Raw genomic sequence first — 15488 nt, forward strand, 5'->3', positions numbered from 1 at the left:
CGGGACCCGGTCCCGTGCGACCGACAGCCACCCCTTTCGGCTTCGGCGCGGGTACCAGCCGGGCCGTGCTCGCCGCCGACGATCGTGGCGGATACGTCCTTGCGTACGAAAAGGATCCGGACAACCACATCGCCGTACGCGGCCACGCCGAAACGGAAGCCCTGCCGTCCGGGAACGCCGCCCACGCGTTCGACGCGCCGCGCACCCTCTCGCGCCGCGTCGAGGGCGCCCCGGACATCACCTCCGTGCACGACGGCACGGTCGAGCTCACCGGTGACACCGAGCATGCTGCGCCACCGTCCGTGAACTCCGCGCCATCCTCAGGGACTTCACGACCTGGTACGCGACCCCCGACCGGCGGCCGGAGCGCGCCCTGGAGTCCCGGGGTGTGCGCGCCGGTATCGGCGGCCACCCGCTCGTCGAACTCGACGGCGGGCGACCAGTTCTGACGGATGGTCAGCAGTGATGCGAGGGCTGTGGGCGTCGGCGGGCGTACGTCTATGATCCGACGACCGGGCGGGCTGATCGGCTGACCATCCGCACCCACGGCCGCAGCCGTGCCATCGCAGGTCCCTCCGTGACTCCGCTCATCGACCCGGAGGGGCATCCGGCCCCGCTGGTCAGCCTTTTCGTCCCGCGAGGGGGCTCGGCGCCGGGGGAGTCGGGACAACTCGTCTATTGGCGCGAATTGTGACCCTCACCCACCTCCGATGTGTCAGCGATGTGACGGGTGCATGAAACGGTTTGCCGAACATGCGTAGGGTGCAAACAACTCATCAGAAGTTGTGCGCCGAAGCAGCAGCCCGAGCGGCAGCCGAAGCGGCAGACCGAAGCAGTGGACCGACGACGCGTGGGAGGGAGCCGAAGCGATGGGCGACCACAAAGAACAGCCCCTTCGGGTGGGTGCGGCCGTCCGGCGGCGGCGCCGGGCACTGGAGCTCACGCTCGCCGTCGTGGCCGAGCGCAGCGGCCTGTCGGTGCCCTTCCTCAGCCAGGTCGAGAACGAACGGGCCCGGCCCAGCCAGAGCTCCCTGGAGCGGGTCGCCGACGCCCTGGGTACCACCGCCGTCGAGCTGCTCGCCGCGGCCGACCCGGCGTGCAGCGTCGATGTCGTGCGCGCCGAGGCGGGCGCCGAGTTCACTCCCGAGGCCCATATGCGCCCCCTGGTGCGCGGTCACCACCAGTTGCACGCCACAGAGTTCACCGGTGACCACGAGGAGGGCCGCGAACTCCAGCACCGCAACGACAAGTTGATGTACGTGGCCGACGGCGCCGTCGAGGTCGAGGCGGAGGGGCGTGCCCACCGACTGGGGCGCGGCGACACGCTGTACCTCACCGGCGGGGTGCGCCACCGGTGGCGGGCGACCGTGCCGGACACCCGGGTGGTCGTGGTCGAGGTAGCCGACCACATCGAGGCGGTGGAGGACCGCCAGACCTTCGGCAGACGCTGAGCCGTTCCCGCGCGGGCCGCCGCGATCGCGGGCCGCTGCGATACTGCTGCCATGCCCGAGACCTCCCGCCATGCCTAGAGGGGCCGCCGGAGTGCGGCGTGTCGTCTCCCTCGTGCCCTCGCTGACCGAGGCCGTGGCCGTCACCGTGCCCGGCGCCCTGGTCGGCGCGACCGACTGGTGCAGCCATCCGCCGGACCTCGACGTCGTGCGTGTCGGCGGTACCAAGAACCCCGCGGTCGACCGGATCGTACGACTCGCCCCGGACCTGGTGATCGCCAACGAGGAGGAGAACCGCGAGCCCGACCTGGCGGCCCTGCGGGAGGCGGGAGTCGAGGTGCTGGTCACGGAGGTCCGCGATGTGCCGGGGGCCTTCCGCGAGCTGACGCGGGTGCTGGACGCGTGCGGCGCGCGGACCCGCCCCCGCTGGCTGGACGAGGCGCAGGCCGCGTGGGCGCGGCCGCCCGCTCCCGAGCGTCTTACGACCGCGATCGTGCCCATCTGGCGGCGCCCCTGGATGGTCCTCGGCCGGGACACGTTCGCGGGGGACGTCCTGGCGCGCCTGGGCGTCGACAACGTGTACGCCCACCACGCCGACCGCTACCCCCGCATCCCCCTGCCCGAACTCCGGGCCGCGGCCCCCGATCTCGTGGTGCTGCCCGACGAGCCGTACTGCTTCACCGTCGACGACGGACCCGAGGCGTTCGAGGGGGTGCCCTGCGCGCTCGTCGACGGCCGACTGCTGACCTGGTACGGACCGTCGCTGGCGCAGGCGCCGGGTGCGCTCAGCGAGGCGCTGCGAGCTGCGTGACGCCGACTTCGACGGATAGTGCCCGCTTGCTCTGACAGTCACTGGAGTTCCCCGTGAGTCCCCGTCCGATCTGGCGCGGTTGTGGTACTCCGCGCCTCGGCCCTAGCCGCACCCACCGCGTTCGTCGGCACAGTGCCGAACGGCAGGGGGGTGAGGGGTTGTGTCAGTGCTCATGGCCGGCGGTTTCTTCGGGCTGGATGTGCGCGTGCTGTCCGCGGTCCAGCCGGCGAGCATGTGCAGGGCGTTTTCTGACGGTGATCCGGGTTCGACGGTGTACAGGCCGAGCGTCTGGTCGGGGTCTCCTGCGGGTGTGAAGGCTTCGAAGCCAAGAGTGAGGTCCCCGACGAGTGGGTCGTGGTAGCGCTTGGAGCCGTACTTGGGCTGGTATACGTCGTGTTCCGCCCACCACCGTCGGAAGTCCCGGTCGGCGACGGACAGTTCGCGACCAGCTGGGCGAGCCGGGGGTCGCGCGGATGGTGGCTGGCATACAGGTGCAGCATGCCCACGATCTCGCGGGCGGTGGCGAGCCAGTCGACGTAGAGATCGCGGGCCGCGGCGTCGAGGAACATGTAGCGGGCCATGTTCCACTCGCGGTCCGGTAGGCCCTCGAAATCACGGTAGAACGCGCGGGCCAGGTGATTGGTGGCCAGAACGTCCAGGCGGTGCCCCAGTAGCAGAGCCGGAATGTCGGCGATGTTCGCCAGTGCCCGCAGCAGCCCGGGGCGGGCACGCTGGCCTGCTCTCGGATGCGGGCGCTGCCGGGTGGGGTTGGCCAGGGCGAACAGATGGTTACGCTCGGTGTCGTTCAGTTGCAGTGCACGAGCGACGGCGTCCAGGACGGCAGCCGAGACACTCGTGCTGCGTCCGCGTTCCAGCCGTACGTAGTAGTCCACGCTGACTCCGGCCAACTGGGCGACTTCCTCGCGCCTGAGACCGGGCACCCGGCGTACGCCCGGGTGCGGGGGAAGACCGGCTTGTTCCGGGGTGATGCGGGCCCGGCGTGTCCGCAGGAAGTCCCGGATATCGGGCTCGGGAACATGCTGGCGCAGGGCTCCGGGGCGATTGTGAACATGTCCTCCGGCGCCGGACTGATCGGCGTCCCCGGGTACTCCGGCTACGCGGCCACCAAGGCCGCCGAGATCGCCATGACCAAGAGCTCGGCACTCGAGGCCGCGCCCCACGGCGTCCGCGTCAACGCCGTATGCCCCGGCCTGGTGGACACCCCGATGATCGCGGCCCTGGACGCGGATCAGCGCAAGTCTCTCGGCGCCGCCCACCCCCTGGGGCGGATCGCCCGCGCAGAGGAGATCGCCGACGCCGTGGTCTGGCTCTGCTCGGACAAGGCGAGTTTCGTCACCGGCATCGCGCTGCCCGTCGACGGCTGCTACACCGTGCCCTGACGACCGGCCACCCGGCACGAGCCGCTCGATCCGGAGCACCAGGAGTGCCCGGCCGGGGCACCCCGACCCGCGCGCGGACAATGACCGCGACCAATGATGACGGAAACCGATGCGCCATGAACGACCCGTACTTTCAAGTGACCGTTCCGACAAGCAACACGGACCGTCCTGGCCAAGGCGGCTGGCATGTGTTCACAGGCTGCGCAGCCTCCATGCGCGAGGCACTACGAAACACACGCGAGGCCCACAACGCCGCCCGAGCTGCCTGCTTGTCCGGGGCCGATATCCCGCCCGAACGCACAGACTGCTATCCATCTGCGGTCGGACGGCGTAGTCGACGCGTCCGGACCCCGGCTTCACGACCCAGTCGCGGCGCGGCGCCCCCGCTGACCTGCGAAGTCGGCGCGCTGTCGCGTGGCCGGCCACCGACTCGGCACCCGTGGTTCCCCGTGGTTCGTGCAGCCGAGGCCCAGACGCGAGACCTCGGGCCCTGCGCCTGCCGCCACGTGACGTATCCGCGGCCGAGCGGGCGAACGTGGCGGGCCAGGTTCACAGGCGCACGATGACCAGGGCGGTGTCGTCGGTGGCGTCACCAGGTGGGAGTAGGTCGGTGAGCACGGCGTCGGCGAGAGCTTCGGGATCGTCTGCCTGGTGGCGGGCCAGGGAGTCGGCGAGCCGGGCAAGGCCCATGTCGATGTCTTCGCCGCGGCGTTCGATCAGACCGTCCGTGTAAAGCACGAGGACGGCGCCCTCGCGGAAGGCCGCGACGGCCTGGGTCCGGGGGCCGTGTTGAGGGCGGGCGGCCAGTGGCGGGTCGGTGGCCTGGTCCAGGAACTCGACGATCCCGTCCCTCTGGAGGAGCGCTGGCGGGGGGTGGCCGGCGCTGCTGTAGGTGATGGCGTGGTTCTCCCAGTCGACGAATGCCGTCGCCACGGTGGTGTTCTCGGCGCCGTCGACGGTGCGGGCGTACAGCCCGAGGACTTCCAGCGCGCGGGCGGGGCCTTCGGGGACGAGAGAGGCGGCGGTGAGCGCGCTGCGCAGTTGTCCCATGACGCCGGCCGCGTACAGACCGTGGCCGACGACGTCACCGACGGCGACGGCGATGCGATCGCCGGGCAGATCGACCAGGTCGTACCAGTCGCCGGCCACGTTCAGGGCTTCCGCGGCGGGCCGGTAGCGAACGGCCGCCGGGTGCCGGCCGACCGGGCGAGGAGCGGGCAACATGGCTTCTTGCAAGGCCAGCGCGACTTCACGGGCGCGGATGAGTTCGGTGACGTCCTCCAGCCGATGCAGCAGCAGCGTCATCCGCCCATCAGGTCCGAACACGGGAATGTTGGTCACGTTGAAATACCGCTCGTGCCATACCCCGGGCTGGTCGTGGTCCTCCCTGTCGTAGCGCTGCAGCGCTAGGATGCTGCGCTCACCGGTGTCCACCGCCCGGCGCAGTGACGCCAGAACTCTGAGCAGGAGAGGCTCGGCGGAGTCGTTCTCGGGCTGCTCCTCGGGAAGGAAGCGACCGACCACTTGCTCGCGGGGGAGGCCCCGGAGGCGCAGGAACTCCGCGTTGGCGTCCGCGAAGATCAGCTGCGGAGTCACCAGCGCCACCGCTCCGGGAAGGGCCTGGAACACCGCCGCGTAGTCGACCGCCGGTTCTGCCATGACTTTCCTGCTCACCATGCCGCTGTCTGCCTCTTCACGATACGAGCAGGGAGTCGCAGCTCGCACCATGAGTCGCAGCGTTCCCGCGCCGTCGGTGCGCCTTGTGCGCCGAACACGCCGGGTGGAAGGCCGTCCCTTGCCCGCCACCCGGCACCGGAACGCCTCCGCTCGGAGCGTGCCGGGGACACGGGGCTCAGGACGCGGGGGCCTCGGTGGTGGCGGCGAGGGCGCCGAGCACCTGCCTGGGTTCTCCGGATATGGACGGACGTTCTCGGTGAGGACGACCCCGGGGGCGACGGCGTTGGCACGGATGTTCTTTCGGCCCCACGCATGGGCGGTGTGGCGGGTGAGCGCGTGCAGGGCGATCTTGGACGAGGCGTACGCGGTGAGCCACGCTTCCCGCTGCCACGCCGCCAGGGAGGAGACGTTGACGATCGAGCCGCCGCCCGAGGCGACCAACGCGGGCAGGCTTTCGCGAATCACGAGCCCGGTGCCGGCAAAAGGCATGTTCATGTTCCTGAGGAACATCGGAAGGGCGTCATCGAGCCCCTGGCTGCCTGGTCCGCCGAACAGCGCACCGAGATCCGACGCCACCAGGACGCGTACGACATGAGCGCCACACGGACTGCGTGACTGGCGTGAGGCGGAGTCCGGAACTGCCCCTCCATAGCGGAGTCACATCTGTCTAGGTGCTGCGAGCAGCTCGCCGCTGAGCAGGCCGCGCGTGGTGCGGACGGCGGCCACACACCAGGCGGCGACGAGCAGCGCGTACAGGCCGACCGCGAGCCAGTCGAACGCGACCAGCCCGGTGTGCCGGGCCAGGCCCTCGGCGCCGGTGACACAGGTCCCCACCGGGAAGGTGAACGCCCACCACGTCATCGCGAACCCCATGCCCTGCCGGTGGGCCCGCACCACCAGCGCGCCGGCGAGCCCCAGCCACAGCAGCGCGAAGCCCAGCACGGGGACGCCGTAGAGGACGGCGAGCATTCCGAAGCCCTGGTCGTACGGGGCCGGTACGACGCCCGGCGCGAAGTCCGCGAACTTGCCGACGGCGGTCGTGGACTGGCCCAGCGGGCCGAGCACGAGGAACAGCGTCGGAGTGAGCGCGAGCGGCAGCGGACCCGCGGTGACGAGCCGGGCGAAGATCACCGGCAGCATCACGAAGGTGGCCAGCAGGCTCAGCCCGAACAGTGCGACACAGCCGAGGAGCAGGGTCTCCTGGGGCTGGCCCGGAGGCAGATGGGGCACGAGGAGCGGCCCGACGGCGGCCGACACCATGGGCGCGACGACGGGCAGCAGCCAGACGGGGGTGGCCTGGTCGGGGCGGATGCGGTGGCGTACGACCATCAGGTAGGGGATGGCCAGGGCGGCGGCGAGGCCGACGGCCGTACCGGCGGTGAACAGTACGGCGTCCACGGTGACCGCCGCCCGCGTCCCGATCCAGTCCCGGCCGACGACGAGGGCGCCGCCGCCCACCGCCAGCAGGGCCATCGCCAGACAGCCGTAGAAGGGCGCCACGGCCGGGTCGAGGAGGTGGGCGCGGGCCTGGTCGCGGTGGTGCGTCCAGTGCAGGGCGCGGGCACCGAGCAGGATCACGAGCAGGACGGCCGACAGGGCCCAGACCGCCACGCAGAGAGTCCGCAGGCCCGGGACGTCGCCGGGGAGTCCGGCGCCCGCCGTGGCGACGATCGCGGTGCCCATGACGGAGGCGTACCAGTTCGGGCCGAGGTGTCGTACGGCGGTGGCGCGCAGGCGCCCGACTTCGGCGGCGGGGGTCGGTAGGAGTGGCTGGGCTACGGTGACCATGGCTCCACGGTCGCGCGCCTGCGGGGTCCCCACCAGGGAGTACGGGTCTATGGGGGCATAAGCTGGGTTTATGGGTGTGAGTGCTGAGGGATCGATGGAAGGCGGCCGGTCGGGGGAACCGGTCGCGGCCGGGATCGCGCACCGGGTGCCCGACCTGGGGGCGCTGGAGCTGCTGCTCGCGGTGGCGCGACTCGGGAGTCTCGGACGGGCGGCGCGGGAACTGGGGATCACCCAGCCCGCGGCCAGCAGCCGGATCCGCTCCATGGAACGGCAACTGGGCGTCGCGCTCGTCGACCGCTCGCCCCGGGGCTCGCGGCTCACGGACGCCGGGGCGCTGGTCACGGACTGGGCGCGGCGGGTCGTGGAGGCGGCGGAGGCGTTCGACGCGGGGGCGCAGGCGTTGCGGGACCGGAGGGACTCGCGGCTTCGGGTGGCGGCGAGCATGACGATCGCCGAGTATCTGCTGCCGGGCTGGCTGCTGGCGCTGCGCGCGCAGCGACCGGACACGGCGGTGTCGCTGCTCGCCGGGAACTCGGCGGCCGTCGCGGAACGTCTCCTCGCGGGCGAGGCGGACCTCGGCTTCGTGGAGGGACTGTCCGTTCCCCCCGCCCTCGACTCGACGGTCATCGCGCACGACCGGCTGATCGTGGTGACGGCGCCGGGGCATCCGTGGGCCCGGCGCCGTGCGGCTCTCGAGGGGGCGGAACTGGCCGCGACGCCGTTGATCCTCCGGGAGGAGGGGTCGGGCACGCGGCAGGTTCTCGACGCGGCGTTGGGCGGGTTGGCGCGGCCGTTGATCGAGCTCTCCTCGACGACGGCGGTGAAGGCCGCGGCGGTGAGTGGGGCGGGGCCCGCCGTTCTGAGCGAGCTGGCCCTCGGCGAGGAGCTGTCGGCTCATCGGCTGGTGAGCATTCCCCTGTCCGACATCCAGCTCCGGCGGGCCCTGCGCGCGGTCTGGCCCACGGGCCACCGGCCCACGGGGCCGGCACGGGAGCTGCTCTCGCTGACGCGGGGCTTGTAGGGGAACCGGCCCGCTCCTTCGGCTGCGGGCCGGTGGGGGCCGATCGCGCAGTTCCCCGCGCCCCCAAAGCCTCACGGCGGCCGGGGCGGAGCAAGTGGCCGGGGCGGAGAAATCGGTGGCGGGCGGGGTCGGGGGCCCCGCAGGATGCGGGGCATGACTGCGACCGCCCCGCCTGCCGCGGGCTTGCGTACACCCTGGGAAGAACTCCCTCGCTCGCTCCGTGACGCCGTCGCGGACATGCTCGGTGCACCGGTGCGGACGGCCGTCACGCAGGAGGGCGGCTTCTCGCCCGGCGCGGCCGCCCGCGTGACCACCACGGACCACCGCCGCGCGTTCGTGAAGGCGGTCAGCGCGGAGGCGAACCCCGACAGCCCCTCCCTGCACCGGACGGAGGCGAGGAACGCCTCCGCGCTCCCGCCCAGCGCCCCTGCCCCTCGATTCATCGGCAGCTACGACGACGGCACCTGGGTCGCCCTCGTCTTCGAGGACGTGGCGGGCCGGCAGCCGCATGTCCCTTGGCGCGAGGGTGAATTCAGACGGGTGCTCGACGCCGTCGAGGAACTGAGCCGCACCCTGACCCCGGCCCCGTTCGACGCCCCACCCGCCGCACAGTCCCTGGCCCACGCCTTCCAGGGATGGCGGCAGCTCATCGACTCCGGGGACACCGAGGGCGAGGGCTTCGACCCCTGGACCGCGGCCCACCTGCGCGAACTGGCCGAACTCTCGGCCCCGTGGGCCGAGTTCGCCGCCGGTGACACCCTCGCGCACGCCGATCTGCGCGCGGACAACGTCCTGCTCGCCAAGGACGGCAGGGTCGTCTTCGTCGACTGGCCGCACGCCGTGCGCGCCGCCCCGTGGTTCGACCTGCTGCTGATGCTCCCGTGCGTCCGCGCCCAGGGCGGCCCCGACCCGGAAGAGGTGTTCACCACCCATCCGCTGGGCCGCGCCGCCGACCCGGAAGGCGTCACCGCCACCCTGGCGGCCCTCGCGGGCTACTTCGTCCGGCAGTCCCGGCAGCCGGGGCCCCCGGGACTGCCGACCCTGCGCGCCTTCCAGCACGCCCAGGGCGCCGCCGCCCTCGACTGGCTCAGGAAGCGGCTCGCACCAACGCCCGCATGACCCTCAGGTCCTCGCCCATCTCGGGATGCCACTGCACACCCAACACCCAGCGGGGGGAGGGGAGTTCGATCGCCTCGATCGTCCCGTCGAGCGCGTGGGCCGAGGCCGTCAGTCCCTCTCCGAGGCGTTCGACCGCCTGGTGGTGATACGTCGGCACGGCACAGGTCTCCGGCACGACATCCCCGTACAGACTTCCCGCCACCGGCGTCACCTCGTGCTGCCCGAAGACCCCGACGTCCTTCACGTGCCCGTCGATGTGCTGGACGAGCGTGCCGCCGAGGGCGACGTTGAGGAGCTGCATGCCCCGGCAGATGCCGAGGAGCGGGGTGCCGGCGGCCAACGCGGCGTGGATCAGGGCGAGTTCCCAGGCGTCGCGGGCGGCGGCCGGCGGCCCGGTCCGCGGGGAGCGCTCGGCGCCGTAGTGGACCGGGTCCACATCGGGGCCGCCCGCGATCACGAGGCCGTCGAGACGGGCGACGGTCGACGCGGCGTGGGAGGGGTCGTCCGGCGGCAGCAGCGCGGCGAGACCCCCCGCCGCCTGGACGAGCCGGTGATAGCCGGCCGGCAGCAGCGCGGCCTCCAGCTCCAGCACACTCCAGCGCGCCCCGGCCTCCAGATACGTACTCACGCCGATCAGCGGTCTGCCCGCACTGCTCACACTGCCCACGCCGCCCGTACCTCCCACACCGTGCTCCCTGTCGGACCCAATGGAATACCGTCATACCTTTGAAGACCTCTGTACGGTACTCGCCGGCTGCTCACGCCAGGAAACCCCGCAGGAGCGCCGCCGTCCCCGCGCAGTGCTCCCGCATCATCTCCCGCGCCCCGTCCGCGTCTCCGTCGAGCACCGCCTCGACCAGTGCGGTGTGCTGGCGCTGGGAGTGCTCCAGGTTGCGGACCAGGAGGGGGATGCAGTCGAGCAGGTCATTGACGGAGGCGCGGACGGCCGCGTACTGGGCCGTCAGCGACGGTGAACCGCTCAGCTCGGCGAGGGTGAGGTGGAGCAGGGTGTCCAGGCGCCGGTAGTCCGCCAGCGGAGCCTCGTGCGTGCGGGCCAGCGCCTCACGCAGCCGCTCGGCCTGCTCCGCGGAGAGCCCGTGCGTCGCGCACAGCCCCGCCGCACCCACCTCCAGCACCTCGCGGAAACGCAGTACGTCCTCGATGTCGACCTCGGCGAACCGGCGCCGCAACTCGTCCTCGCCGGGGGTCTCGGCCCGCGGCACCACGAACGTGCCGCCGTACCGTCCGCGCCGCGACTCGACCAGGCCCTGGTCCTGGAGCACCTTGAGCACCTCGCGCAGTGTCACCCGGCTGATCCCCAGCCGCTCCGCCAGCTCCCGCTCCGCGGGCAGCCGTCCGCCGCCCGGCACCAGCCCCAGCCGGACCACCTGGAGGATCTGCTCCAGCGCCTCCTCGAAACCGTTGCCCGCCCGCACCGGCCGCAGCACCGGCGTCAGTCGGTCGTCCACACCACCGTCGGCTTCCGCCCGCGTCATCTGGTCGTGCCCCCTTCCCAAGCAATGGTTCTCGGCAATACCTTATGGCTCTCGGCTGACCCAAGGAGGCTTTTCCGGTGGCAGACCGCACACCCCCGCTCCCCGTCGAGGAGCTGCACGCCCTCGTCGCGGGCGGCGAGATCGACACCGTCGTCCTGGCCTTCCCCGACATGCAGGGGCGGCTCCAGGGCAAGCGGTTCGCCGCGCGCTTCTTCCTCGACGAGGTCCTCGAGCACGGCACGGAGGGCTGCAACTACCTCCTCGCCGTCGACGCCGAGATGAACACGGTCGACGGGTACGCCATGTCCTCCTGGGACCGGGGCTACGGCGACTTTGCCATGCGCCCCGATCTCAGCACCCTACGGCGGGTGCCGTGGAACGAGGGCACCGCCCTGCTCGTCGCCGACCTCGTCTGGAACGACGGCTCCCCGGTCGTGGCCGCGCCCCGCCAGATCCTGCGCCGCCAGCTCGACCGGCTCGCCGAACTCGGCTACACCGCCCAGGTCGGTACCGAGCTCGAGTTCATCGTCTTCAAGGACACCTACGAGCAGGCCTGGGACGCGGGCTACAAGGGGCTCACCCCGGCCAATCAGTACAACATCGACTACTCGCTCCTGGGAACCGGGCGCATCGAGCCGCTGCTGCGCCGCATCCGCAACGAGATGCAGGCCGCGGGGCTGACCGTCGAGTCCGCCAAGGGTGAGTGCAACCTCGGCCAGCACGAGATCGCCTTCAAGTACGACGAGGCGCTCGTCACCTGCGACCAGCACGCCATCTACAAGACCGGCGCCAAGGAGATCGCCTCCCAGGAGGGCGTCTCGCTCACCTTCATGGCGAAGTACAACGAGCGCGAGGGCAACTCCTGTCACATCCACCTCTCGCTCGCAGACGCGGACGGCACGAACGTGATGGCGGGCTCCGTCCAGGACCCCGGTGGCATGTCGGAGGTCATGCGGTACTTCCTCGCCGGGCAGCTGGCCGCCCTGCGTGACTTCGCGCTCCTCTACGCGCCCAACATCAACTCCTACAAGCGCTTCCAGCCCGGCTCCTTCGCGCCGACCGCCGTCGCCTGGGGATACGACAACCGCACCTGTGCGCTCCGCGTCGTCGGCCACGGCCGCTCGACGCGCTTCGAGAACCGGCTGCCCGGCGGCGACGTCAATCCGCACCTGGCCGTCGCCGGACTCGTCGCGGCCGGTCTGTACGGCATCGAACAGAAGCTGGAGCTGCCGGAGCCGTGCGCGGGCAACGCCTACGCCGCCGACTACGCGCACGTGCCCACCACCCTGCGCGAGGCCGCGGAACTCTGGGAGAACAGCCCCATCGCCAAGGCCGCCTTCGGTGACGAGGTGGTCGCGCACTACCGCAACATGGCGCGCGTCGAGCTGGAGGCCTTCGACGCCGCGGTGACCGACTGGGAGCTGCGCCGCTCCTTCGAACGCATGTGAGGCCCTTCTTGTCCGAGCAGTCCGCCCCGTCAGAGCTGTCCGAGCTGTCCGAACACCAGCTCCATGTGCTCAATCCGGCCACCGAGGAGCTCGTCGCCACCGTCCCGGCCGCCACCGCGCAGGACGTGGACGCCGCCGTCGTACGGGCGACGAAGGCGCAGGCCGCGTGGGCCGCGCTGGCCCCCGGCGACCGCGCCCGGCTGCTGCGCCGCTTCGCCGCCGCCGTCGACGGCCACCTCGAAGAACTGGCCCGCCTCGAGGTCCGCGAGGCCGGTCACACCCTCGGCAACGCCCGCTGGGAGGCGGGCAACGTCCGAGACCTGCTCGACTACGCGGCCGGGGGAGTGGAGCGGCTCACCGGCCGCCAGATCCCGGTCCCGGGCGGCCTCGACGTGACCATCCTCGAACCGCTGGGTGTCGTGGGCGTCATCGCGCCCTGGAACTTCCCGATGCCGATCGCCGTCTGGGGCACCGCCCCGGCGCTCGCGGCCGGCAACGCGGTCGTCCTCAAGCCCGCCGAGACGACCCCCCTGACCGCGCTCCGGCTGGCCGAGCTGGCTCTGGAGGCCGGTCTGCCCGAGGGGCTCTTCCAGGTGCTCCCCGGCCACGGCCCGGTCGCGGGCAACGCGCTCGTCGAGCACCCCGGCGTCGCGAAGATCGTCTTCACCGGGTCAACGGCCGTGGGCAAACAGGTGTTGGCGAAGGGGTCGGCCCTGCTCAAGCGCGTCACACTCGAACTCGGCGGCAAGAGTCCCAACATCGTCTTCGCCGACGCGGATGTCGAGGCCGCCGCCGCAGCGGCTCCGATGGCCTTCCTCGACAACTCCGGCCAGGACTGCTGCGCCCGCACCCGCATCCTCGTCCAGCGCTCCGCCTACGACCGCTTCGTCGGCCTTCTCGCCCCGGCGATCGAGTCCGTCGTCGTCGGCGACCCCTCCGACGAGCAGACGCAGATGGGCCCGCTGATCTCCCGGGCGCAGCTGGAGCGCGTACGGTCGTACGTCCCCGCCGACACCCCCGGCATCCGCGGCAAGGCCCCCGAAGGCCCCGGCTTCTGGTTCCCGCCCACCGTCCTCACCGATGTCGAGCCCCACGCGCGTGTGGCCGTCGAGGAGGTCTTCGGCCCCGTCGCCGTCGTCCTGCCCTTCGAGGACGAGGCCGACGCGATCCGGCTCGCCAACGCCACCGACTACGGCCTCTCCGGCTCCATCTGGACCCGTGACGTCGGCCGCGCCCTGCGCGTCTCCCAGGCCGTCCGGGCCGGGAACCTGTCCGTCAACTCCCACTCGAGCGTCCGCTACTGGACCCCCTTCGGCGGCTTCAAGCAGTCGGGGATCGGCCGCGAACTCGGCCCGGACGCGCTCACCGCCTTCACCGAGACCAAGAACGTCTTCATCAGCACGGAGGGCCCCGCACAGTGACCGAAGCCACCGCAGGCACCGAAGCCACCGAGGCGACCGCAGGCACCGAAGCCGCCGCGGCCACCGAAGGGAACATCTGCCGCCGCCTCGTCGGCCGCACCGCCGTCATCACCGGCGCCGGGAGCGGCATCGGTCTCGCCACCGTCCGCCGGCTCGCCTCCGAGGGCGCCCACATCGTCTGCGGCGACGTCGACGACGCCCGTGGCAAGGCCGCCGCCGAAGAGGTCGGCGGGATCTTCGTCAAGGTCGACGTCACCGACCCCGAGCAGGTCGAGGCGCTCTTCAAGACGGCGTTCGACACCTACGGCTCCGTCGACATCGCCTTCAACAACGCGGGCATCTCGCCGCCCGACGACGACTCCATCCTGGAAACCGGACTGGAGGCCTGGAAGCGCGTCCAGGAGGTCAACCTCACCTCCGTCTACCTGTGCTGCAAGGCCGCGATCCCCTACATGCGGCGCCAGGGGAAGGGCTCCATCATCAACACGGCGTCCTTCGTGGCCCGGATGGGCGCGGCCACCTCGCAGATCTCGTACACGGCGTCCAAGGGCGGTGTACTGGCCATGTCCCGTGAACTGGGCGTCCAGTTCGCCCGCGAGGGCATCCGGGTCAACGCCCTGTGCCCGGGACCGGTCAACACCCCGCTGCTCCAGGAACTGTTCGCCAAGGACCCCGAGCGGGCCGCACGCCGGCTCGTGCACATCCCCGTCGGCCGGTTCGCCGAGGCCGAGGAGATCGCCGCGGCGGTCGCCTTCCTCGCCAGCGACGACTCCTCCTTCGTGAACGCCTCCGACTTCCTGGTGGACGGCGGAATCTCGGGCGCGTACGTCACACCCCTGTAGATCGCCCCGGTGTATGCGCGTCCCATGCGATTTAGATCCGTTCGTGTCACTTTCGCGTGGGCCCTGGTCGCGGCCGCCACCCTGGCGGCCGCGCCACCCGCCTCCTGCGCACCCGTGTACTGACGTTCGGGGCGCGCCCTAGAGTGCCGGAATGAGCATGACGCCTCCGCCCGGCTGGTACCGCGACCCCTCGTACCCGCTCGTCGAGCGCTGGTGGGACGGCACCGCCTGGACGGATCACCGGCGAGGACCCGAGGCCCCTCAAGTGCCCTCGGCGCCGCCGGAACCCGTCGCCGGCGGTTCCGGCCGGGCCAAGGCGGTGGCGCTCGTCACCGCCGGAGTCGTCCTGGTCACCTCGATCGTCACGGGGGCCTTCGTGCTCGGCCGGGAGGGCGCTGCCGGGGGTGCCGGAGGTGCCGCGGCGGCACGGACCGCCCTGCCCGCCGTTCCCGGACCGGCCACCGGCTCCGGCCCGTCCTCCGCCGACCCGTCCGTCGTCGTGGACGAGCTCAACGGCATCGCCCTGCCATTGTTCGACGGCTGGGTCCGCGCCCAGGACGTCGCCGAGGACGACGTCATGATGACCACCCCCGGCACCTACGACTGCCCGGGTGACCCCGGTGTGTGCCGGCACGGCCGGGTCATCTCGCGCACCGTCACCGCGAACGGCGAGCGGTCCCCGAAGGCCCTCGCCGAGCACGACATCGCGGACGCCGCGAACACCGCGTACGACCGTGACCTCCTCGACAACCGGCCCTTTGGCGGCGTCACGTCCCACCGGCAGCTGCGGGCGAGCCCGGTCGCCGTCGCGGGCAGCGTCGGATACCTCGTGCGCTGGCAGGTGAAGACGGGGGCGGGACCCGGGGGTTACGTCGAATCGCTGGCGTTCCCCTCCAGCGTGGGCTCGCGGTCCCTCGTCATCGTCCGCTTCGCCTTCGACGCGGGTACGGACGGGCCACCGCTCACCGACATGGACCGGATCACCGAGGGGATCCGGCCGGTCGGTACGCGGTGAGC

Annotated in this window: 14 protein-coding genes and 2 pseudogenes; 10 read left to right on the plus strand and 6 right to left on the minus strand. The window is 71.9% G+C overall.

Annotated elements, in window-relative coordinates; translation table 11 throughout:
* Positions 1–14: 14 nt before the first annotated feature.
* The 3 genes from OG568_RS38930 to OG568_RS38940 all read left to right on the plus strand — a co-directional run bounded on the left by OG568_RS38930 (position 15) and on the right by OG568_RS38940 (position 2259).
* Positions 15–449: a hypothetical protein gene (locus OG568_RS38930; RefSeq protein WP_329534924.1), complete on the plus strand. Its 435-nt coding sequence runs from the start codon at positions 15–17 to the stop codon at positions 447–449.
* A gap of 420 nt (positions 450–869) precedes the next feature.
* The gene (locus OG568_RS38935) at positions 870–1451 is read left to right on the plus strand and encodes a helix-turn-helix domain-containing protein (RefSeq protein WP_266416019.1); all 582 of its coding nucleotides are present in this window, start codon (positions 870–872) and stop codon (positions 1449–1451) included.
* 70 nt (positions 1452–1521) lie between these two features.
* Positions 1522–2259 carry a helical backbone metal receptor gene (locus tag OG568_RS38940; RefSeq protein WP_329534925.1) on the plus strand — a complete coding sequence of 246 codons (738 nt, stop codon included), beginning with the start codon at positions 1522–1524 and terminating at the stop codon, positions 2257–2259.
* A 102-nt stretch (positions 2260–2361) separates the two neighbouring features.
* On the opposite strand, the pseudogene OG568_RS61530 reads toward OG568_RS38940, so the two are convergent.
* A pseudogene (locus OG568_RS61530) lies at positions 2362–3440 on the minus strand (helix-turn-helix domain-containing protein).
* Between OG568_RS61530 and OG568_RS38955 the strand changes: the two are divergent.
* Positions 3330–3659, plus strand: a complete 330-nt coding sequence (locus OG568_RS38955) for an SDR family NAD(P)-dependent oxidoreductase (protein ID WP_443077812.1) — start codon at positions 3330–3332, stop codon at positions 3657–3659. The pseudogene OG568_RS61530 and the gene OG568_RS38955 overlap by 111 nt on opposite strands.
* 549 nt (positions 3660–4208) lie before the next feature.
* On the opposite strand, the gene OG568_RS38960 is transcribed toward OG568_RS38955, so the two are convergent.
* The 3 genes and pseudogenes from OG568_RS38960 to OG568_RS38970 form a co-directional block, all read right to left on the minus strand.
* Positions 4209–5318: a PP2C family protein-serine/threonine phosphatase gene (locus OG568_RS38960; RefSeq protein ID WP_329536573.1), complete on the minus strand. Its 1110-nt coding sequence runs from the start codon at positions 5316–5318 to the stop codon at positions 4209–4211.
* A gap of 261 nt (positions 5319–5579) precedes the next feature.
* Positions 5580–5846: pseudogene (locus OG568_RS38965) on the minus strand (SDR family NAD(P)-dependent oxidoreductase); the annotation flags it as partial.
* A gap of 147 nt (positions 5847–5993) precedes the next feature.
* Positions 5994–7124, minus strand: a complete 1131-nt coding sequence (locus tag OG568_RS38970; protein WP_329534928.1) for a TDT family transporter — start codon at positions 7122–7124, stop codon at positions 5994–5996.
* Positions 7125–7218: 94 nt separating this feature from the next.
* On the opposite strand from OG568_RS38970, the gene OG568_RS38975 reads away from it, so the two are divergent.
* Together OG568_RS38975 and OG568_RS38980 are read left to right on the plus strand one after the other, a co-directional pair.
* Positions 7219–8145: a LysR family transcriptional regulator gene (locus OG568_RS38975; RefSeq protein ID WP_329536574.1), complete on the plus strand. Its 927-nt coding sequence runs from the start codon at positions 7219–7221 to the stop codon at positions 8143–8145.
* Positions 8146–8298: 153 nt separating this feature from the next.
* A complete protein-coding gene (locus OG568_RS38980; RefSeq protein ID WP_329534929.1) occupies positions 8299–9264 on the plus strand; it encodes a phosphotransferase in 966 nt (321 codons plus the stop codon).
* On the opposite strand, the gene OG568_RS38985 is transcribed toward OG568_RS38980, so the two are convergent.
* Both OG568_RS38985 and OG568_RS38990 read right to left on the minus strand, forming a co-directional pair.
* Positions 9233–9949, minus strand: a complete 717-nt coding sequence (locus OG568_RS38985; protein WP_266416040.1) for a gamma-glutamyl-gamma-aminobutyrate hydrolase family protein — start codon at positions 9947–9949, stop codon at positions 9233–9235. The genes OG568_RS38980 and OG568_RS38985 overlap by 32 nt on opposite strands.
* A 73-nt stretch (positions 9950–10022) precedes the next feature.
* The gene (locus OG568_RS38990) at positions 10023–10760 is read right to left on the minus strand and encodes a FadR/GntR family transcriptional regulator (RefSeq protein WP_266416042.1); all 738 of its coding nucleotides are present in this window, start codon (positions 10758–10760) and stop codon (positions 10023–10025) included.
* A 77-nt stretch (positions 10761–10837) separates the two neighbouring features.
* Here OG568_RS38990 and OG568_RS38995 point away from each other — a divergent pair, with 77 nt between their 5' ends.
* The 4 genes from OG568_RS38995 (at position 10838) to OG568_RS39010 (ending at position 15486) form a co-directional block, all read left to right on the plus strand.
* On the plus strand, positions 10838–12208 hold the full coding sequence (locus OG568_RS38995) for a glutamine synthetase family protein (RefSeq protein ID WP_329534930.1): 1371 nt from the start codon (positions 10838–10840) through the stop codon (positions 12206–12208).
* Between the two features lie 8 nt (positions 12209–12216).
* A complete protein-coding gene (locus tag OG568_RS39000; RefSeq protein WP_329534931.1) occupies positions 12217–13629 on the plus strand; it encodes an aldehyde dehydrogenase family protein in 1413 nt (470 codons plus the stop codon).
* 74 nt (positions 13630–13703) lie between these two features.
* Positions 13704–14471: a 3-oxoacyl-ACP reductase gene (locus OG568_RS39005; protein WP_266421985.1), complete on the plus strand. Its 768-nt coding sequence runs from the start codon at positions 13704–13706 to the stop codon at positions 14469–14471.
* Between the two features lie 151 nt (positions 14472–14622).
* Positions 14623–15486 (plus strand): DUF2510 domain-containing protein, encoded by an 864-nt coding sequence (locus OG568_RS39010; RefSeq protein ID WP_329534932.1) that lies wholly within the window; start codon positions 14623–14625, stop codon positions 15484–15486.
* The last annotated feature ends 2 nt before the right edge of the window (positions 15487–15488 follow it).

Source organism: Streptomyces sp. NBC_01450 (assembly GCF_036227505.1).
Lineage (GTDB): Bacteria > Actinomycetota > Actinomycetes > Streptomycetales > Streptomycetaceae > Streptomyces.